18 protein-coding genes are annotated in these 17893 nt (G+C 70.6%); 11 read left to right on the forward strand and 7 right to left on the reverse strand.

The window, feature by feature from the left end; genetic code table 11:
* Window positions 1–100: 100 nt before the first annotated feature.
* The 4 genes from ACIOHP_RS06275 (at window position 101) to ACIOHP_RS06290 (ending at window position 3899) form a co-directional block, all read left to right on the forward strand.
* Entirely contained in the window at window positions 101–1441 is a 1341-nt protein-coding gene (locus ACIOHP_RS06275; RefSeq protein ID WP_401883851.1) for a sensor histidine kinase, read from the forward strand.
* Window positions 1438–2112: a response regulator transcription factor gene (locus ACIOHP_RS06280; RefSeq protein WP_361484311.1), complete on the forward strand. Its 675-nt coding sequence runs from the start codon at window positions 1438–1440 to the stop codon at window positions 2110–2112. Before ACIOHP_RS06275 ends, ACIOHP_RS06280 begins: the two co-directional genes overlap by 4 nt.
* Window positions 2113–2176: 64 nt before the next feature.
* The gene (locus ACIOHP_RS06285) at window positions 2177–2614 is read left to right on the forward strand and encodes a VOC family protein (protein WP_401883853.1); all 438 of its coding nucleotides are present in this window, start codon (window positions 2177–2179) and stop codon (window positions 2612–2614) included.
* Between the two features lie 82 nt (window positions 2615–2696).
* Entirely contained in the window at window positions 2697–3899 is a 1203-nt protein-coding gene (locus ACIOHP_RS06290) for a cytochrome P450 (RefSeq protein WP_401883855.1), read from the forward strand.
* Here the strand turns inward: ACIOHP_RS06290 and ACIOHP_RS06295 are convergent.
* The 3 genes from ACIOHP_RS06295 to ACIOHP_RS06305 form a co-directional block, all read right to left on the reverse strand.
* Window positions 3882–4157, reverse strand: a complete 276-nt coding sequence (locus ACIOHP_RS06295; RefSeq protein WP_401883857.1) for a hypothetical protein — start codon at window positions 4155–4157, stop codon at window positions 3882–3884. The two genes, ACIOHP_RS06290 and ACIOHP_RS06295, sit on opposite strands and share 18 nt — an antisense overlap.
* Window positions 4158–4229: 72 nt before the next feature.
* Window positions 4230–5798: an ABC transporter permease gene (locus ACIOHP_RS06300; protein WP_361550463.1), complete on the reverse strand. Its 1569-nt coding sequence runs from the start codon at window positions 5796–5798 to the stop codon at window positions 4230–4232.
* Window positions 5795–6694, reverse strand: a complete 900-nt coding sequence (locus ACIOHP_RS06305) for an ATP-binding cassette domain-containing protein (RefSeq protein ID WP_401883859.1) — start codon at window positions 6692–6694, stop codon at window positions 5795–5797. The genes ACIOHP_RS06300 and ACIOHP_RS06305 overlap by 4 nt, the downstream gene beginning before the upstream one ends.
* A 73-nt stretch (window positions 6695–6767) precedes the next feature.
* Here ACIOHP_RS06305 and ACIOHP_RS06310 point away from each other — a divergent pair, with 73 nt between their 5' ends.
* The gene (locus ACIOHP_RS06310) at window positions 6768–7265 is read left to right on the forward strand and encodes a GbsR/MarR family transcriptional regulator (protein ID WP_401883861.1); all 498 of its coding nucleotides are present in this window, start codon (window positions 6768–6770) and stop codon (window positions 7263–7265) included.
* Here the strand turns inward: ACIOHP_RS06310 and ACIOHP_RS06315 are convergent, their stop codons facing one another.
* Complete coding sequence (locus ACIOHP_RS06315; protein ID WP_401883863.1) at window positions 7266–8774, reverse strand: APC family permease; 1509 nt, start codon at window positions 8772–8774, stop codon at window positions 7266–7268.
* Between the two features lie 160 nt (window positions 8775–8934).
* Between ACIOHP_RS06315 and ACIOHP_RS06320 the strand changes: the two genes are divergently transcribed.
* Together ACIOHP_RS06320 and eutC are read left to right on the forward strand one after the other, a co-directional pair.
* A complete protein-coding gene (locus ACIOHP_RS06320) occupies window positions 8935–10314 on the forward strand; it encodes an ethanolamine ammonia-lyase subunit EutB (protein WP_361550455.1) in 1380 nt (459 codons plus the stop codon).
* Window positions 10311–11054, forward strand: coding sequence for an ethanolamine ammonia-lyase subunit EutC (gene eutC / locus ACIOHP_RS06325; RefSeq protein ID WP_361550453.1), 744 nt, complete (start codon window positions 10311–10313; stop codon window positions 11052–11054). Before ACIOHP_RS06320 ends, eutC begins: the two co-directional genes overlap by 4 nt.
* Here eutC and ACIOHP_RS06330 read toward each other — a convergent pair.
* Window positions 11051–11467, reverse strand: coding sequence for a DUF6086 family protein (locus tag ACIOHP_RS06330; protein ID WP_361550451.1), 417 nt, complete (start codon window positions 11465–11467; stop codon window positions 11051–11053). The genes eutC and ACIOHP_RS06330 overlap by 4 nt on opposite strands.
* Window positions 11468–11549: 82 nt before the next feature.
* Window positions 11550–12422 (reverse strand): diacylglycerol kinase, encoded by an 873-nt coding sequence (locus tag ACIOHP_RS06335; RefSeq protein WP_361550449.1) that lies wholly within the window; start codon window positions 12420–12422, stop codon window positions 11550–11552.
* Between the two features lie 210 nt (window positions 12423–12632).
* On the opposite strand from ACIOHP_RS06335, the gene ACIOHP_RS06340 reads away from it, so the two are divergent.
* From ACIOHP_RS06340 to ACIOHP_RS06355, 4 genes are all read left to right on the forward strand, one after another.
* Window positions 12633–13916, forward strand: a complete 1284-nt coding sequence (locus tag ACIOHP_RS06340; protein WP_327718394.1) for an adenylosuccinate synthase — start codon at window positions 12633–12635, stop codon at window positions 13914–13916.
* 138 nt (window positions 13917–14054) lie between these two features.
* A complete protein-coding gene (locus tag ACIOHP_RS06345) occupies window positions 14055–15863 on the forward strand; it encodes a bifunctional metallophosphatase/5'-nucleotidase (RefSeq protein ID WP_401883865.1) in 1809 nt (602 codons plus the stop codon).
* Window positions 15864–15886: 23 nt separating this feature from the next.
* Window positions 15887–16729 carry a sigma-70 family RNA polymerase sigma factor gene (locus tag ACIOHP_RS06350; protein ID WP_401883866.1) on the forward strand — a complete coding sequence of 281 codons (843 nt, stop codon included), beginning with the start codon at window positions 15887–15889 and terminating at the stop codon, window positions 16727–16729.
* A gap of 125 nt (window positions 16730–16854) precedes the next feature.
* Window positions 16855–17148, forward strand: coding sequence for a hypothetical protein (locus ACIOHP_RS06355; protein WP_361550441.1), 294 nt, complete (start codon window positions 16855–16857; stop codon window positions 17146–17148).
* An 11-nt stretch (window positions 17149–17159) separates the two neighbouring features.
* On the opposite strand, the gene ACIOHP_RS06360 is transcribed toward ACIOHP_RS06355, so the two are convergent.
* On the reverse strand, window positions 17160–17810 hold the full coding sequence (locus ACIOHP_RS06360) for a hypothetical protein (protein ID WP_361484343.1): 651 nt from the start codon (window positions 17808–17810) through the stop codon (window positions 17160–17162).
* Window positions 17811–17893: the final 83 nt, after the last annotated feature.

The following is a 17893-nucleotide window of genomic DNA, read 5'->3' on the forward strand; positions in this document are numbered from 1 at the left end:
GCCACGGGCCGGGCAGGACCCGTAGTACCTGAGACGGATCCCGAAGGACCCCTCTCACTGGTGACGACCGCGGCCCCCGCCTCCGCCTACGGTGCTGTATGTGACCGAGACGACCCACATGCAGACACCGCCACCGGGGGACGGGGCCAAGCCGCGCAGCCCGGAGTACCGGCTGGCCGCGAACGCCCTGCGCGGGCTGCGGCAGGACCTGTTCCACGACGCCTTCGCCTACCGGCCGCTGCCCCGGATGCGGGTCGACGGGCCGCTGACCCGGCGGCTGCCCGGCCGCCTGCGCGAGTACGTGGTCTGGACACCGCACGCCGTGATCGCCACGGGCGCCGTGATCACGCTGCTCATGGCCACGGTGGACTCCGGCGACGCGGCCCTCCTGCTCGGTCCGCTCGCCGTGCTCCCGATCCTGCTGAGCATGCTCCGGCCGGTCGGAGCGTTCTGGCTGTCCATGGCCGCCACTCCGGTCAGCCAGTTCTTCGGCAACACCTATGACGGCTATCCCTGGCTGCCCGCCAGCTTCGTCTGCCACCTGACCGTGCTGACGGTCGTGGCCATACGCACCAGACCGCGCACGGCCGCGTATCTGTGGGCCGTCACCGCGGCGTACGGCTTCGTGGCGGACGTGGCCTTCGGACCAGGCTTCTACTACGGCGACGACACCGCCCCCATGCTGGTCTTCTCCGCACTGGTCCTGCTCGTCGTCGCCGTCTGGCACACCCGCAGGGAGGCCCGGCAGGAGGTGACCGCGCAGCAGACGGTGACCGCGCAGGAGCGCTCCAAGCGGACCCTGCTGGAGGAGCGCACCACCATCGCCCGCGAACTGCACGACGTGGTCGCCCACCACATGTCGGTCGTCGCCATCCAGGCCGAGGCCGCGCCCTACCGGGTGGAGAACCCGCCGCCGGAGCTGGAGCGGGCCTTCGCGACGATCCGGGAGAACGCGGTGGCGGCGCTCACCGAACTCCGCCGCGTCCTGGGCGTGGTCCGCGCCGAGGACTACGAGGCCCCGGACGCCCCCCAGCCCACCCTCGCCGACCTCGACGTGCTGCTCGCCAATGTGCGGGACACCGGCCTGAGCGTGGAGAAGACGGTGACCGGGGCGGTGCGTGAACTGCCGCCGGGCGTGGAGCTGTCGGCGTACCGCATAGTCCAGGAGGCCCTGAGCAACACCCTGCGTCACGCGCCCGGCGCGAGCGCCCGGGTGGAGATCGGCTATGTCCTGGGCGGTCTGGGCCTGCGCATAGTCAACGACCCGCCGCCCGCGCGGGCGCTGCTGAAGCCCTCGCCCGGCGCCGGGCATGGCATCACGGGCATGCGGGAGCGGGTGTCGATGCTCAACGGCGAGATGACGGCGGTCCCGACGGACGACGGAGGTTACGAGGTGACGGTGTTCCTCCCCGTCGCCCTGGCGAGCGAAGGTGAGGCATGAGGCAGGGCACCATCCGCGTGCTGATCGCGGACGACCAGATGATGGTGCGCGAGGGTTTCTCCGTCCTGCTCAACGCGATGCCGGACATCGAGGTCGTCGGCGAGGCGGTCAACGGCCGCGAGGCGGTGGACCGGGTCCGTGAACTCGCCCCGGACGTCGTGCTGATGGACATCCGCATGCCCGAGCTGAACGGTATCGAGGCGACGAGAGAGATCGTCGCGGCGGACGGTGCGGCGAAGGTGCTGGTGCTGACGACGTTCGACCTGGACGAGTACGTGTACCAGGCGCTTCGGGCGGGCGCCTCGGGCTTCCTGCTGAAGGACGCCTCGGCCCGTCAACTGGCGGACGGTGTGCGGGTGGTGGCCTCCGGCGAGGCCCTGCTGGCGCCCTCGGTCACCAAGCGCCTGATCACGGAGTTCTCGAAGCTCTCCGACTCCCCCCGGCTGATGTCCTCCGCCCACGCGGCGTACGGCGAACTCACCGAGCGCGAGACGGAGGTCCTGGTCCTGATCGCCCAGGGGCTGTCGAACGCGGAGATAGCCGAGCGCCTGGTGGTCGCGGAGTCCACGATCAAGACCCACGTCAGTCGGGTCCTGGTCAAGCTCGGGCTGAGGGACCGCACCCAGGCGGCGGTCTTCGCGTACGAGGCCCGCCTGGTGACGCCGGGCTAGCCGGATCCGCCGGTCACCGCGATGCGGCCTGTCACGGGCGGGCGGAGGTCCTTACCCTCCAGGTATGGAACAGAGAGTCACTCTCATCACCCTCGGTGTCTCCGATCTCGGCCGGGCCAAGGCCTTCTACGAGGCTCTCGGGTGGCGGGGGCAGGAGGTCCAGGAGACCGTCTTCTTCCAGGCCGGCGGGCTGGGTCTGGTGCTGTGGGGGAGGGACGAGCTCGCGGAGGACTGCGGGCTGGAGGCCGGTTCACCGGGCGGTTTCGGAGGGATCGTCCTCGCACACAACGTGCGGTCCGAGACGGAGGTCGACGAACTGCTCGCCGCGGTGGAGCGAGCCGGCGGGACGGTGACCAAAGCCGCCGCCGTGAACGCCATCGGGTTCTACTCCAGCGCCTTCACCGACCCGGACGGCCACGCCTGGGAGGTCGCGCACAACCCGGGCTTCCCGCTCGCCGAGGACGGCACGGTCACCCTGCCGGACTTCGGCACCGGCGACTGATCGTCCCCGTCCGCCTCGCCGTGCCGGTGATCCGCTGAGACACCCCTGGTCAGGAGGGGGGCCGTCGGTCTAACGTCCGTCCATGGCAGCCTTCGACCCGTGGGACCCGGCGTTCCTCGCCGACCCGTACCCCTCCTACGCCGACCTGCGCGGCAAGGGCCGCGTGCACTTCTACGAGCCCACGCGGCAGTGGCTCGTCCCGCACCACGCCGATGTGTCGGCGCTGCTGCGCGAGCGACGGCTCGGGCGGACCTATCAGCACCGGTTCTCGCACGAGGACTTCGGGCGGACGGCGCCTCCCGCCGAGCACGAGCCGTTCCACACACTCAACGACCACGGAATGCTCGACCTGGAACCGCCGGACCACACCCGGATCCGGCGGCTGGTGTCGAAGGCGTTCACACCCCGGACGGTGGAGCAGCTCAAGCCGTACGTGAGCCGGCTGGCCGGTGAGCTGGTGGACCAGCTGGTGCAGAAGGGCGGCGGCGATCTCCTCACCGATGTCGCCGAGCCGCTCCCGGTCGCCGTCATCGCCGAGATGCTGGGCATCCCGGAGGCCGACCGGGCGCCGCTGCGCCCCTGGTCGGCGGACATCTGCGGGATGTACGAGCTCAACCCGCCGCAGGACGTGGCGGCGCGGGCCGTGCGGGCCTCGGTCGAGTTCTCCGGGTATCTGCGGGAGCTGATCGCCGAGCGGCGCGAGAACCCCGGCGACGATCTGATCTCCGGGCTCATCGCCGCCCACGACGAGGACGACCGGCTCACCGAGCAGGAGATGATCTCGACCTGTGTCCTGCTGCTCAACGCGGGGCACGAGGCCACGGTCAACGCCACCGTCAACGGCTGGTACGCCCTCTTCCGCAACCCCGACCAGCTCGCGGCCCTCCGCGCGGACCACACCCTGGTCCCGTCCGCGATCGAGGAGCTCATGCGCTACGACACCCCGCTCCAGCTCTTCGAGCGCTGGGTGCTGGACGACATCGAGATCGACGGGACCACCATCCCGAGGGGCGCGGAGATCGCGATGCTCTTCGGCTCCGCCAACCACGACCCGGCTGTCTTCCAGGCCCCCGAGAAGCTCGACCTGGCCCGCAAGGACAACCCGCACATCTCCTTCAGCGCCGGTATCCACTACTGCATCGGTGCCCCGCTGGCCCGTATCGAGCTGGCGGCGTCGATGACGGCACTGCTGGAGAAGGCGCCGGCGCTCGCCCTCGCGGCCGAGCCGGAGCGGAAGCCGAACTTCGTGATCAGGGGGCTGGAGGGGCTAGCCGTGGAGGTCTGACCGCCGGCCCACCAGATACGCGATCACGAGGGAGACAAGCGCCGGCGGGAGCGCTCCGGCGAGGGCGACGAGGGGGAGCTCGACGAGGACGGCGCCGTAGTCGGTGCCCTCGCCCTCGAAGCCGCCGCCCATATGACGTGCGGTGCGGGGCGAGGCGGCCCACACCAGGGTCGCCACCAGCGCGCCCACCGCCGACAGCAGACAGCCACCGCACGTCACCGCGTTCCGTCGATCCCGGGGTTCCGGCCGCTGTCCCATGCCCGCAGGGACGCGCCCGCTCCTCCCGCGGTTCTCACAGGAGGAGCGCGCGGCCCCCGCCACCCCGCCCCGTCACGTCGTCATGTCCCGCCTCCGCAGCCCCGCCAGCCCGGCGGCCACCAGCACCACCGCCAGCCCGACCAGCACCAGCACAGGGCCCCAGCTCATCTCCCCGCCCGGCAACTTCGGCAGATGCCCGAACGGCGACACATCCAGCACCGCCTGCGGAGCGTCCAGCGCCGGTCCGACCCAGCCGATGAGCAGGACCGCGCCCGCGACGCCCCAGGCCGCCGGTGCCAGGCGCGGCAGCAGCCCGTACAGCGCGACCGCCAGTCCGCCGATCACCCACACCGCGGCCACCTGGACCAGGCACGCCCCGAGGATGGGCCCGACCTGTCTGCCGTAGCCCACGGCGAAGCCCAGACCGGTGAGCAGCATGATCAGCACCACCCCGCCGAAGGCCACGGTCAGGTGGCCGGCGGCCCACCGCATCCGGCCCACCGCGTTCGCCAGCACCGGCTCCGCACGGCCCGAGGTCTCCTCGCCGTGCAGCCGCAGCACCGAACCGACCACGTACAGGGCCGCGATCAGACCCATCATGCCGACCATCGAGGCCAGGAACGCGTCCGTCAGACCGCTCTGGCCGCCCATCCGCTCGAAGACCTCGCGGGCGCCGGCGTTGTCGCCGACCAGGTCGGCCACGCCGTCCGTCAGACCGCCGTAGACGACGCCGACGACGAAGAAGGCGAGACTCCAGCCGTACACACCGCCCCGCTGCAACCGCCAGGCCAGCGCGCCCGCACTGCCCAGACGGCCCACAGCCGGTCCCGGGCGGGTCGGCAGGAAGCTCATGCCCAGGTCCCGGCGGCCCGCCAACCCGTAGGCCACCGCGCCCTGCACGGCCACCGCCGCGGCGAACAGCGCGAGCACCCACCAGCGTTCGCCGGCGTACGGGCGCAGGTTCTCCAGCCAGCCCAGCGGGGAGAGCCAGGTCAGCACCGAACTGCCGTCGTCCGTCGCCGAGTCGCCCGCCGCCCGCAGGACGAAGGCCGCACCCAGCACCCCGGCCGTCAGGCCCCGGGCCAGCCGCGCGCTCTCCGTCAGCTGCGCGACGATCGCGGCCATCGTGGCGAAGACCATACCGACGCAGGCGATCCCGAGACCGAGGGCCAGGGCCCCGGTGAAGCCCTGTCCGGCCAGGCCCGCCGTCACCAGCAGCGCCAGTACGGCGTTCGCGACCCCCGCCGCCAGCAGCGCCGCCGTCAGGGACGCCCTGCGGCCCACCACCCCGGACGCCACCAGCTCCTGGCGGCCGCTCTCCTCCTCGTCCCGGGTGTGCCGTACGACGACCAGCAGGCTCGTCACGGCCGCGAGCAGCCCCGCGTAGACGCCGACGCGCCACGCCGTCAGGGCGCCCAGCGAGGTGTCGAAGACCGGTCCGATCAGCGCCCGGAAGGAGGCGTTGGTCGCCACCTGGTGGACGAGGTCGGAGCGTTCCGCCGGGGTGCCGTACAGGTTCTTCAGGCTGCTCGGCATGGAGAGCACCATCAGCGCGTTCACCGCGACCCAGACCGGGACCATCACCCGGTCGCGGCGCAGGGAGAAGCGCAGCAGCACGCCCGTGCCCGCGAGGGTGCTCATCGGGCCGTCGCCTCTTCCTCCTGGTAGTGGCGCAGGAACAGTTCCTCCAGCGTGGGCGGGGTCGAGGTCAGGGACCGTACGCCGGACTCGCTCAACGACCGCAGTACGGCGTCGAGTCTGTCGGTGTCGACCTGGAACCGGACGCGATGGCCCTGGACGTCGAGGTCGTGGACGCCCGGCAGCTGAGCCAACCCGTTGGGCGGGCCCGCGAGTTCGGCCGTCACGCTGGTGCGGGTGAGGTGGCGCAGCTCGGTCAGGGAGCCCGACTCCACCGTGCGCCCGCGCCGGATGATGCTGACCCGGTCGCACAACTCCTCGACCTCGCTCAGGATGTGGGACGAGAGCAGGACGGTCCGTCCACGGTCCCGCTCCTCCTCCACGCACCGCTGGAAGACCTCCTCCATCAGCGGGTCGAGGCCCGACGTCGGCTCGTCCAGGATCAGCAGGTCCACGTCCGAGGCGAACGCGGCGACGAGGGCGACCTTCTGGCGGTTGCCCTTGGAGTAGGTGCGGCCCTTCTTGGTGGGGTCCAGCTCGAAGCGTTCGAGCAGCTCGGCGCGGCGCCCGGTGTCGAGGCCGCCGCGCAGCCGGCCGTACAGGTCGATGACCTCGCCGCCGGACAGGTTGCGCCACAGGGTGACGTCGCCGGGGACGTACGCGATCCGGCGGTGCACCTCGACCGCGTCCGCCCACGGGTCCCGGCCGAGCACCTGCGCGGCGCCCGAGTCGGCGCGCAGCAGGCCCAGCAGGACGCGGATGGTGGTCGACTTGCCGGAGCCGTTGGGGCCCAGGAAGCCGTGGACCTCGCCGGTCTCGACGTCCAGGTCGAGTCCGTCCAGTGCGTGCGTCTTGCCGAAGGACTTGTGGAGCCCCGAGACGCTGATTGCCTTGGTCATGTTTCCGAACGTACGCTTCTTTCAGAAATTTGTGAAGTTAAGGAAGTGTATGAAGCCCGGATAGGATGACGGCATGACGGAAACAGCTGGTGGTGGGCGGGACGCGGAGGCGGTCTCGAAGTTCGTCGAGTCCTTCGCGGCGCAGCTCGTCGAGGCCGGGATGCAGCGCATGGCGGCGCGGGTCTTCGCCGCGCTCCTCTCCTCCGACGAGGGCGTCATGACCTCCGCCGAGCTGGGCGAACAGCTCCGGATCAGCCCCGCGGCCGTCTCCGGGGCGGTGCGCTACCTGGCCCAGACGCACATGGTGTCCCGCGAGCGGGAGCCCGGTTCACGCCGGGAGCGCTACCGGGTGCACGGGGACCAGTGGTACGAGGCCCTGACCAACCGCGAGGCCGTCCTCAAACGCTGGGAAGGCGCCCTCCGCGAGGGCGTCAGCAGCCTCGGCGCCGACACCCCCGCGGGACGCCGCATGGCCGAGACGCTCGCCTTCTTCGAGTTCGTCGACGGCGAGGTCGCGGCCATGATGGAGCGGTGGCGGGCGCACCGCCAACAGATCTTCGGCGAGCAGTAGTTACCGCTCCTTCGTCTCCTCCAGCACCGTCCGTCCCAGCAGCAGATACCGCTCCGGTGACCGCCGCTTCAGATACTGCGCGTATCCGATCCCGCCCGCCGCGACCAGTGCCACCAGCCAGGGCGTCGCCTTCAGTACCAGTGAGCCGGACTCGGTGCCCGCCGCCGCGCCCATGTTGGACACCAGCAGCGCGACCACCGCGAGCATCGCGGCGCCGCCGAGGAGCGGGGCGGTGAAGGTGCGGAACCAGTGCCGGCTCTCGGGGTGGTGCTTGCGGAAGTAGGCCAGCACCGCGAAGGAGCAGACGGCCTGCACGACGAGGATCGCCATGGTGCCGAGGATGGCGAGCAGGACGTACGTACCGGTGTACGGGTCCTTGCCCGCCGCCCAGAACGCGATCAGCAGCAGGGCGGTCACCAGGGTCTGGACCAGGCCCGCGATGTGCGGGGAGCCGTGCCGGGCGTGGGTGCGGCCGAGGGTGTTCTTCAGGGAGGGGAGGACGCCCTCGCGGCCCAGCGCGTACATGTAGCGGGCGGCACAGTTGTGGAAGGCCATGCCGCAGGCGAGCGAGCCGGTGATCATCAGCCACTGCATGACGTCGACCGCCCAGTGGCCCACGTACTGCTCGGTGGGGCCGAAGAAGAGGGCGAGGGGGTTCTCGGTGGCGACCTTCACGGCGTTCGCCTCGCCGGTGCCGGTGATCGCCATCCACGAGACGAAGACGTAGAAGACGCCGACGCCGAGGACCGAGATCATCGTCGCCTTGGGGATGATCTTCTTCGGGTTGCGGGACTCCTCGCCGTACATCGCCGTCGACTCGAAGCCGACCCACGACCAGAAGGCGAAGAACAGTCCGAGCCCGGCGCTGGTGCCGTGGAAGGCGTTGACCGGGTTGACCGGGTCGAGGCTGAAGCCGTCCGGGCCGCCGCCGTGCAGCGCCACGGAGATCGCCATGGCCGCGAGGATCGTCACCTCGGTCGCGAGGAGGACGACGAGCAGCTTCTCGGCGACCGAGACGCCGAACCAGGTGCCGGTCGCGTTGACCGCGAGCATCAGTGCCGCGAACGCCCACCAGGGGACGGAGACCCCCGTCTGGTCCTTGAGCGTCTCCGTCGCGAAGGTCGAGAAGATGCCGATCAGCGCCGGCTCGAAGACGACGTAGGCGAAGGTCGCGAGGAGTCCCGAGGCGAGGCCGATCGTGCGGCCGAGGCCGTAGGAGATGAAGCCGTAGAAGGCTCCGGTGGAGGTGATGTGCTTCGCCATCGACGTGAAGCCGACGGAAAAGATTGCCAGGACGACCATTGCGACGAGGTAGCTCGCCGGGGCGCCGATGCCGTTGCCCGCCGACACCATGAACGGCACGTTGCCCGTCATCGCGGTGATCGGCGCGGCGGTCGCCACGGCCATGAAGACCACGCCGAGCAGCCCGATGGCATTGGGCTTCAACCGGTGGACGGTGCCGCCCTCGTCTGTCCGTGCCGCCGGGGCGACTCCCTCGTCCACTGCCATCGAGATGGCCCCTCTCCTACCGGTGTGCTGGTGTGCTCGACCGGAACTCTGTAGGCGAAATGAGTCGGCCAAGGGTCTCGGGGCGTTAAATGTTTGTCAACCAGACCTTTAGAAATCTGACGCAATCTGTCGGCAACACACGGCTCGTACGGTCCCCGGCATGAGCTACACGTCCACCCTCGGCGGCGAACGCCACCGCTTCGACTCCCTCGCCCGCCTCCTCGCCGCCGCGAGCCCGGAGCGTTCCGGCGACCATCTCGCCGGGCTCGCGGCGACCAGCGCACGGCAACGGGTCGCGGCACGCTGGGCGTTGGCCGAGGTGCCGCTCACGACGTTCCTGACCGAGCCGCTGATCCCGTACGAGAGCGACGACGTGACCCGGCTGATCCTGGACACGCACGACACGGCGGCCTTCGCGCCGGTGGCCGGGCTGACGGTGGGGGAGTTCAGGGAGTGGCTGCTGACGGCCGACTCCCCCGCACTCACGGCCGTGGCTCCCGGGCTCACGCCCGAGATGGTGGCGGCCGTCTCCAAGCTCATGGGGAACGCCGATCTGGTGGCGGTCGCGCGGAAGGTGCGGGTCGTCACGGGGTTCCGGTCCACGATCGGGCTGCCCGGGCGGCTCGCGACCCGTCTGCAGCCCAACCACCCGACCGACGACCCGGCGGGCGTGGCGGCGGCCCTGCTGGACGGGCTGCTGCTGGGATCGGGAGACGCCGTCATCGGCATCAACCCGGCGACGGACAGCCCGAAGGCGGTACGGGAGCTGCTGGAGCTGCTGGACGGCGTCATCCAGCGGTACGCGATCCCGACCCAGTCCTGCGTGCTGTGCCACGTCACCACGAGCGTGGACCTCATGGAGCGCGGCGCCCCGGTGGACCTGGTCTTCCAGTCGATCGCGGGAACGCAGGCGGCGAACGCGTCCTTCGGCGTGACCCTGGGCCTGCTCGACGAGGCGTACGAGGCCGCCCTCAAGCTGGAGCGGGGCACGGTCGGCCGGAACGTCATGTACTTCGAGACCGGCCAGGGCGCCGCGCTCTCCGCCGACGCGCACCACGGGGTGGACCAGCAGACGGTCGAGGCGAGGGCGTACGCGGTGGCACGGCGCTACGACCCGTTGCTGGTCAACACGGTCGTCGGCTTCATCGGCCCGGAGTACCTGTACGACGGCCGCCAGATCCTCCGCGCCGCCCTGGAGGACCACTTCTGCGGCAAGCTGCTCGGTCTGCCGATGGGCCTGGACATCTGCTACACCAACCACGCGGACGCCGATGACGACGACGTGGCGACCATGCTGACCATGCTCGGTGTCGCCGGTGCCTCCTTCGTGATCTGCACACCGGGCGGCGACGACATCATGCTGAACTACCAATCGGCCTCGTACCACGACGCGTTGTACCTGCGGGAGGTGCTGGGGCTGCGCCCGGCGCCGGAGTTCGAGACGTGGCTGGAGTCGATGGGGCTGCTGGACGAACGCGGCGGCATCCGCGAGGTCGGCTCCCACGCACTGACCGCCATCGGAAGGGAGCTCGCGGCATGAGTGAAGTGGCCCTGGACAACGACGAGTTGTGGATCGCGCTGCGCCGCCACACCCAGGCCCGCATCGGCCTCGGCCGCTCCGGGTCCGCGCTGCCGACCCGGCACCGCCTGGAGCTCCAGACCGCGCACGCGGCGGCCCGGGACGCGGTGCACTCGCCGTTCGAGCCGGACACGGTCGCGGCGGGACTGGCGGGGATGGCGACGGTACGGGTGCGCAGTGCGGCCGGTGACCGGCTGACGTATCTCCAGCGCCCCGATCTGGGCCGCCGGCTCGATCCCACCGACCGGGCGCATCTGCCGGCGGGGGAGTGGGACGTGGCGTTCGTCGTCGCGGACGGGCTGTCCAGCCGGGCGGTGCACGAGCACGCGGCGGCGGTGGTGCGGGGGACGGCTGCGCTCCTGGCCGGGTGGCGGATCGCCCCTGTCGTGCTGGCCGAGCAGGCCCGGGTCGCGCTGGGGGACGACGTCGGGGCGGCGATGGGCGCGGAGATGGTGGTCGTGCTGGTGGGGGAGCGGCCCGGGATGTCGGCGGCGGACTCGCTGGGGGCGTATCTGACGTACCGGCCGGTGCCGGGGGTGACCACGGACGCCGACCGGAACTGTCTGTCCAACATCCGGCCGCCGCTGGGGCTGACGTACGAGACGGCTGCCGGGAAGCTGGCCGCGCTGATGGGGCGGGCACGGGAGTCGGGGGCGACGGGGGTGGGGCTGAAGGACGAGTCGGACGCGCTGCCGGTCTAGACGGGCATGGCGCGCCGGAGGAGGCCGGCCCGCTCGCGCAGCCCGGTGTCCCCGTCCCGCGCGTCGGGCAGCGGCACCTGGATGTCCGACAGCCCCTCGAGTCCCGAGCCGCCGGCGGGGCGCCGCACCTCGACGCCGGCCCGCTCCGCGAGCACCAGCACGGTGGCGACGAACCCCTCGGAGAGCGCGTCGACGACCGCGTGCCGGGTGCGGTCGCGCCGCTCCAGCAGCGCGTCCACGAACGCCCCGAAGACGGCCGGGTCGATCTTGCACTCGTCGCTCTCCATGGGCCCGAACCCCGAGGGCACCCCCAGCTCCTCCTCGTACAGCCGCACATGGCGCAGGAACAGCCGGGCCGCCCCGTTGGAGGGGTTCCACAGGGTCTCGTCACCGACGTCGAAGTACTGGCTCATGGCTGCCCCTCCCGGCCGTGCTCGCGGAAGGGCACGGTAACCGCCTGACCCACCCGTGACCGGCCCCGGGCCCCGGCCCCGGTCAGTCCTCGTCAAGCCTCGGCCAGTCCCCGGGAAGCGTCAGTCCCAGCGCCCCCTCCCACACCGTCCACGTCCGCCTCCGTACCGGCCCCCACACGCCCGAGTCCGCCCGGTACCGGAAATCCGCTCCCGACACCGTCACCCGCCGCCCACGGGCCAGCAGGGGCGACGCCTCCGCGCCCACCGACACCGGTCGCACCTCCACCGCCGCCGCCCCGGAACCCCCCGGGGTCACGGACACCGTCTCCACGGGCTGGTCCAGGTCGACGAGGATCTCCCCGTCCACCTCGACCCGCAGCCGGGTGGGGCCGGCCACGGGGGACGGCTGGGCGGGCCGGAGCGGACGGGCGGGCACCAGGGTCCGGACCAGGGACTGGCAGGTCCGCAGCCAGGGCCGGCCGGCGTCCTCCGGCTCCTCCCGCGGAGCGAGCGGCGGGATCCGCAGCGTGCCCAGGACCACACCGTCGCTGTCGTCGACCAGCAGATCGAGCCGCCGTTCCGCCCCGTCCAGGACCGCCCGCGCCGCCGCCACCGCACCCATGGGCACGCCCAGGGAGCGCGCGACGGTGAGCACACCGCCCACCGGCACGACCGACAGCACACATCCGGCCAGCTCCCGCTGCCGGTGCAGCAGGGACACCGCCCGCAGCAGCGCGCGGTCGTCGCCGACGACCACCGGCCGCCGCGAACCGCGCCGGGCCAGCACCCGGGCGAACTCCTCCGGGTCCGCCGGCAGACACACCTTCGTCCCCGCCGCACCCGCGCTGAGCACGTCTTTCGCGATACGGACGGACTCCCCGTCCATCCTGCGGGCAACCGGATCGATGACCACCAGCAGCTGATCTGAAGACGCTGAAGTCGCCACCTCGGTCATGCCTCGCTTCCTCGGGTAGCATCTTTGTGCAAGAGCCCCTTGCGCTATTGCGCCAGGGGCTTCGTCTATTCCGGGGCATCCGGGTCCGACGGGTTCACGGCCGACCACGGCCGTCGGTGGCCGAAGCAGGTCGCCAGGGTACGAGGCACAAGGCCGTGTCGCGTACGCCCCTGACCTTGGACATGCCCCGCCCGGAAGGGGTGTACGCGCGTGCCCGCACTTGTGCTGCTCGGTGCTCAGTGGGGTGACGAAGGCAAGGGAAAGGCGACGGACCTGCTCGGCGGATCCGTTGACTATGTGGTGCGCTACCAGGGCGGCAACAACGCCGGCCACACGGTAGTCGTGGGCGATCAGAAGTATGCCCTCCACCTGCTCCCTTCCGGAATCCTCACCCCGGAGTGCACTCCGGTCATCGGCAACGGTGTCGTCATCGACCCGTCGGTCCTGTTCTCCGAGCTGAACGGGCTGAACGAGCGCGGCGTCGACACGTCCAAGCTCCTGATCAGCGGTAACGCTCACGTCATCACGCCTTACAACGTGACCGTGGACAAGGTGACGGAACGCTTCCTCGGGAAGCGGAAGATCGGCACCACCGGACGGGGCATCGGGCCCACCTACGCGGACAAGATCAACCGCGTCGGCATCCGGATCCAGGACCTGTACGACGAGTCGATCCTGACCCAGAAGGTGGAGGCGGCCCTCGACGGCAAGAACCAGCTCCTCACCAAGGTCTTCAACCGCCGCGCCATCGAGGTCGGCCAGGTCGTCGAGGAGCTGCTGTCCTACGCGGACCGGCTGAAGCCGTACGTCGCCGACACGGTCCTGATCCTCAACCAGGCCCTGGAGGACGACAAGGTCGTGCTCTTCGAGGGCGGCCAGGGCACCCTCCTGGACATCGACCACGGCACGTACCCCTTCGTGACGTCGTCGAACCCGACCGCGGGCGGTGCCTGCACCGGCGCCGGTGTCGGCCCGACGAAGATCAGCCGCGTGATCGGCATCCTGAAGGCGTACACGACCCGTGTCGGCTCGGGCCCGTTCCCGACGGAGCTCTTCGACGAGGACGGCGAGGCGCTGCGCCGCATCGGCGGCGAGCGGGGCGTGACGACCGGCCGTGACCGTCGCTGCGGCTGGTTCGACGCGGTCATCGCCCGCTACGCGACCCGCGTGAACGGCCTGACCGACTTCTTCCTCACCAAGCTCGACGTCCTCACCGGCTGGGAGCAGATCCCGGTCTGCGTGGCCTACGAGATCGACGGCAAGCGCGTCGAGGAGCTCCCGTACTCCCAGACCGACTTCCACCACGCGAAGCCGATCTACGAGACCCTCCCCGGCTGGTCCGAGGACATCACCAAGGCGAAGTCCTTCTCCGACCTCCCGAAGAACGCCCAGGCGTACGTCAAGGCGCTCGAGGACATGTCCGGCGCCCCGATCTCCGCGATCGGCGTGGGCCCGGGCCGGGACGAGACGATCGAGATCAACTCGTTCATCTAGGACGCGGCACACATGGGCCGGTCAAGGATTTCCTTGACCGGCCCATGGCCTTTTCCTGGTTCCGCCCGGAAGCGGGGGAACGCAACTATCTACGCGGGTAGTTGTGCCCCTCCCCCTCTCCAGTCCCAGGAGCCCCATATGCCCGTCAGTCCCATGAACCGTCGCGAGTTCGTGCAGAAGTCGGCCGTCACCGGTGCGGCCGTGGCCGTCGCGGGAGCGGTCGCGGCGCCTGCCGCGCAGGCCGCCGAGCACAAGCCCGCCGCCAGGGCGCCGAAGACCTGGTCGTTCTCCGTCCTCGGCACCACCGACCTGCACAGCCACGTCTTCGACTGGGACTACTACAAGGACGCGGCCTACAGCGACGCCAAGGGCAACTCCGTCGGCGTCGCGCGCGTCGCCACGCTCATCAAGCAGCAGCGCGAGGCCAAGGGCGAGGAACGGGTGCTGCTGGTCGACGCCGGCGACATCATCCAGGGCACCTCGCTCGCGTACTACTTCGCGCGCGTGCAGCCCATCACCGGCAAGGGCGTCAAGCATCCGATGGCCGTCGCCATGAACCACATGCGCTACGACGCCGCCGCCCTCGGCAACCACGAGTTCAACTACGGCATCGAGACGCTGCGCAGGTTCGAGAGCCAGTGCCGCTTCCCGTTGCTCGGCGCCAACGCGCTGGACGCCAAGACCCTGAAGCCCGCCTTCGCGCCGTACACCGTGAAGCGGATCTGTGTGCCGGGCGCCCCCGACATCAAGGTCGGCATCCTCGGCCTCACCAACCCGGGCATCGCGCTGTGGGACAAGGACAACGTCAGCGGGAAGATGGTCTTCCCGGGACTGGTCGAGCAGGCGAAGAAGTATGTGCCCCGGCTGCGGGCGCTCGGCTGTGACGTGGTCTTCCTGACCGACCACTCGGGTCTCGACGGATCGACGTCCTACGGCGACGCGCTCCCGTACGTCGAGAACGCCTCCAACCTCGTCGCCGAGCAGGTCCCGGGCATCGACGCGATCCTCGTCGGCCACACCCACGTCGAGGTGCCCTCGTACACCGTGAAGAACGCCGAGACCGGCGACGAGGTGCTGCTGTCGGAGCCGTACTGCTGGGGCTACCGGCTGAGCGTCTTCGACTTCGAGGTCGAGCTGGAGCACGGCCGCTGGAAGGTCACCAAGAAGACCGCGCAGACCCTCGACCCCAAGTCCGTGGACGAGGACCCGGAGATCAAGAGGCTCCTGGAGGCCGACCACGAGCTGGTGGTGAAGTACGTCAACACCGCCGTGGGCACCTGCACCGAGGACCTCTCGGCCGCCGAGTCCTGCTGGAAGGACGTCCCCATCATGGACTTCATCCACCAGGTCCAGATGGACACGGTGAAGGCCGGCCTGTCGGCGTCCGACGCGGCCCTCCCGCTGATCTCGGTCGCCGCGCCCTTCTCCCGTACCGCCGACATCCCCGCCGGCAGCGTGACCATCAAGGACATCGCCGGGCTCTACATCTACGACAACACCCTGTACGGCAAGAAGCTCACGGGCGCGCAGCTCAAGGACTACCTGGAGTTCGCGGCGAAGTACTACCACCAGGTGCCCGGCGGCACGAAGGTCGACACCGCGACCCTCACCAACGCCAACAGCTTCTGGGACTACATGTACGACACCGCCGCGGGCGTCTCGTACGACATCGACATCGCGGCCGCCGAGGGTTCGCGGATCAGGAATCTGACCTACGGCGGCACGGCGGTGGCCGACGACCAGGTCTTCGTCGTCGCCGTCAACAACTACCGGGCCAACGGCGGTTCGGGGTACCCGCACATCGCGGCCGCGGACATCGCGTACAGCTCGACGAACGAGATCCGGCAGCTCATGATCGACTACGTGACGGCGAAGGGCGCCCTGGACCCGGCGGACTTCGCGGTCACCAACTGGAAGCTGACGCAGGGCGGGACGGCCGTGTTCTAGGGTCCAGGGGTGGACGGGGGATCATGACCGAGGAGTTCGAGGCGCACCGGGCGCGGCTGCGTGCCGTGGCCTACCGCATGCTCGGGTCGACCGGCGAGGCCGACGACGCCTTGCAGGACGCGTGGTTGCGGGTCAGCCGGGCGGACACGGGGGACGTCGAGAACCCGGCGGCGTGGCTGACGACGGTGGTCGCGCGGGTGTGCCTGAACATGCTGCGCTCGCGTGAGCACCGGCGCGAGGAACCGCTGGAGCGCGCCGCGGCCGTGGGGGTTGCCGACCCCGAGGAGGAGGCGCTGCTCGCCGACTCGGTGGGCCTGGCCCTGCTGGTCGTCCTGGACACCCTCGCCCCCGCGGAACGGCTGGCCTTCGTCCTCCACGACATGTTCCAGGTGCCCTTCGACGAGATCGCCTCGCTGATCGAGAAGACCCCGGCGGCGACACGGCAGTTGGCGAGCCGTGCCCGCCGCCGCGTCAAGGGGGCGCCGTCACCCTCGGCCGACCTGCCGCGGCAGCGCCGGGTGGTCGGCGCGTACCTCGCCGCGACGCGCGGCGGCGACTTCGACGCGCTGCTCGCCCTGCTCCACCCCGACGTGGTCCTGCGCGCCGACCGCGCGGTCGTTCCCACGCCCGAGCCGGTCCTCGTCTCCGGCGCCCAGCCGGTGGCGAAGGGGGCCATGGCGTCCCTGGGGCGGGCACAGCTCGCCGGCCTCGTCCTGGCCGACGGCCGGATGGCCGTGGCGATGCTGGTCCACGGCCGCCTGCGTGTCCTGCTCCGCTTCACCTTCGACGGCGACCTGATCTCCGGGATCGATGTGGTCGCGGAGCGGGAGCGGCTGGCGGAGATCGAGGTGGGGATGCCGGGGTGAGCGGCGGGCAAGGAGGCACCCGCTGTACTCCCCGAGGGCTGTTTCACGCATGTCGTGCAGGCCGAACGTGTACCTACCAACGGGATGTATCGGGCATACGCTGACCGTGGAAGAAGGTGACTGCCATGCGCGTGTTGCTCAAGGTGTCCATGGACACGGAGAAGGCGAACGAGGCCATCAGCAACGGCACTCTGCCGAAACTGATCGAGAGCTCGCTGGAGCAGATCAAGCCCGAGGCGGCTTATTTCACCAGCGAGAACGGTCAGCGCACCGCCTACCTGGTTTTCGACATGCAGGACAGCTCGCAGATGCCGGTGATCAGCGAGCCGTTCTTCATGAACCTGGGCGCGAAGATCACGTATACCCCGGTGATGAACTACGAGGACGTGCAGAAGGGTCTCTCCCAGCTGGGGCGCTGACCTCGCTGACCTCAGCTGAAGATGATCATCGAGCCCTGTGCCAGGCTCCGGGTGGCCGCCGCGTGCAGGCCCAGCCACACATGCCGCTCACGGGCGAAGGGGCTGGGGTCGTACGGCGCGGGGACGGCCGGCTCCTCCAGTTCCGTGGGGCCCAGCGGGGGTTGGGGGGCGGCCGGAGGGTTGGCCGGGTCGATGCCGATCGCGGGGGCCACCAGCTCGAGCTCCCGCAGCAGCGTCTGGGAGGAACCCAGGGGGCCGCCGCCGGCCAGGAGTTCTTCGTTGGCCAGCGGGTGCGGGAAGTCCACCGGGACATAGGCGCCGGCGTGGTCGTAGTGCCAGACCAGATGGGACTGCTGGGCCGTCGTCTCGAACATCTCCAGCAACTGCTCGTAGTCCCCGCCCAGTTCGTCCACCGGTGTCACCTGCAGACCGCACATCTGGAGGAGATACGCGCGGCGCAGGAAGTGCAGCGCGTCGTAGTCGAAGCCGGCCACCGGGGCGACCTCACCGGACAGGCCCGGCATGTACTGGTACACCGGCACCGGCGGCAGCCCGGCCTCGGCGAGCACCTTGTTGTATTGCGCGAGTTCCTCGGCGAACGGGTTGTCGGGCGTGTGGCACAACACGTCGACGAGCGGTACCAGCCACAGGTCACAGGCCAAAGAAGGCTCCTCGCATAGCACGGTGTAGCGAAGCGGTCAGGGAAGAGTAATCGGTCCGGCGTGCCGTGGCTTCCCCCTGGGCG

The sequence above is a fragment of the Streptomyces sp. NPDC087859 genome (assembly GCF_044742595.1).
Taxonomy (GTDB): Bacteria; Actinomycetota; Actinomycetes; order Streptomycetales; family Streptomycetaceae; genus Streptomyces; species Streptomyces canus_F.

Coding starts and splice junctions, on each gene's coding strand:
- ACIOHP_RS06295 (WP_401883857.1), bottom strand. CDS start 4,157: ATGGGACAGCGGCCGGAACCCCGGGATCGACGGAACGCGGTGACGTGC.
- ACIOHP_RS06300 (WP_361550463.1), bottom strand. CDS start 5,798: ATGAGCACCCTCGCGGGCACGGGCGTGCTGCTGCGCTTCTCCCTGCGC.
- ACIOHP_RS06355 (WP_361550441.1), top strand. CDS start 16,855: ATGCGCGTGTTGCTCAAGGTGTCCATGGACACGGAGAAGGCGAACGAG.
- ACIOHP_RS06350 (WP_401883866.1), top strand. CDS start 15,887: ATGACCGAGGAGTTCGAGGCGCACCGGGCGCGGCTGCGTGCCGTGGCC.
- ACIOHP_RS06285 (WP_401883853.1), top strand. CDS start 2,177: ATGGAACAGAGAGTCACTCTCATCACCCTCGGTGTCTCCGATCTCGGC.
- ACIOHP_RS06335 (WP_361550449.1), bottom strand. CDS start 12,422: ATGACCGAGGTGGCGACTTCAGCGTCTTCAGATCAGCTGCTGGTGGTC.
- ACIOHP_RS06305 (WP_401883859.1), bottom strand. CDS start 6,694: ATGACCAAGGCAATCAGCGTCTCGGGGCTCCACAAGTCCTTCGGCAAG.
- ACIOHP_RS06280 (WP_361484311.1), top strand. CDS start 1,438: ATGAGGCAGGGCACCATCCGCGTGCTGATCGCGGACGACCAGATGATG.
- eutC (WP_361550453.1), top strand. CDS start 10,311: ATGAGTGAAGTGGCCCTGGACAACGACGAGTTGTGGATCGCGCTGCGC.
- ACIOHP_RS06315 (WP_401883863.1), bottom strand. CDS start 8,774: ATGGCAGTGGACGAGGGAGTCGCCCCGGCGGCACGGACAGACGAGGGC.
- ACIOHP_RS06320 (WP_361550455.1), top strand. CDS start 8,935: ATGAGCTACACGTCCACCCTCGGCGGCGAACGCCACCGCTTCGACTCC.
- ACIOHP_RS06330 (WP_361550451.1), bottom strand. CDS start 11,467: ATGAGCCAGTACTTCGACGTCGGTGACGAGACCCTGTGGAACCCCTCC.
- ACIOHP_RS06290 (WP_401883855.1), top strand. CDS start 2,697: ATGGCAGCCTTCGACCCGTGGGACCCGGCGTTCCTCGCCGACCCGTAC.
- ACIOHP_RS06345 (WP_401883865.1), top strand. CDS start 14,055: ATGCCCGTCAGTCCCATGAACCGTCGCGAGTTCGTGCAGAAGTCGGCC.
- ACIOHP_RS06310 (WP_401883861.1), top strand. CDS start 6,768: ATGACGGAAACAGCTGGTGGTGGGCGGGACGCGGAGGCGGTCTCGAAG.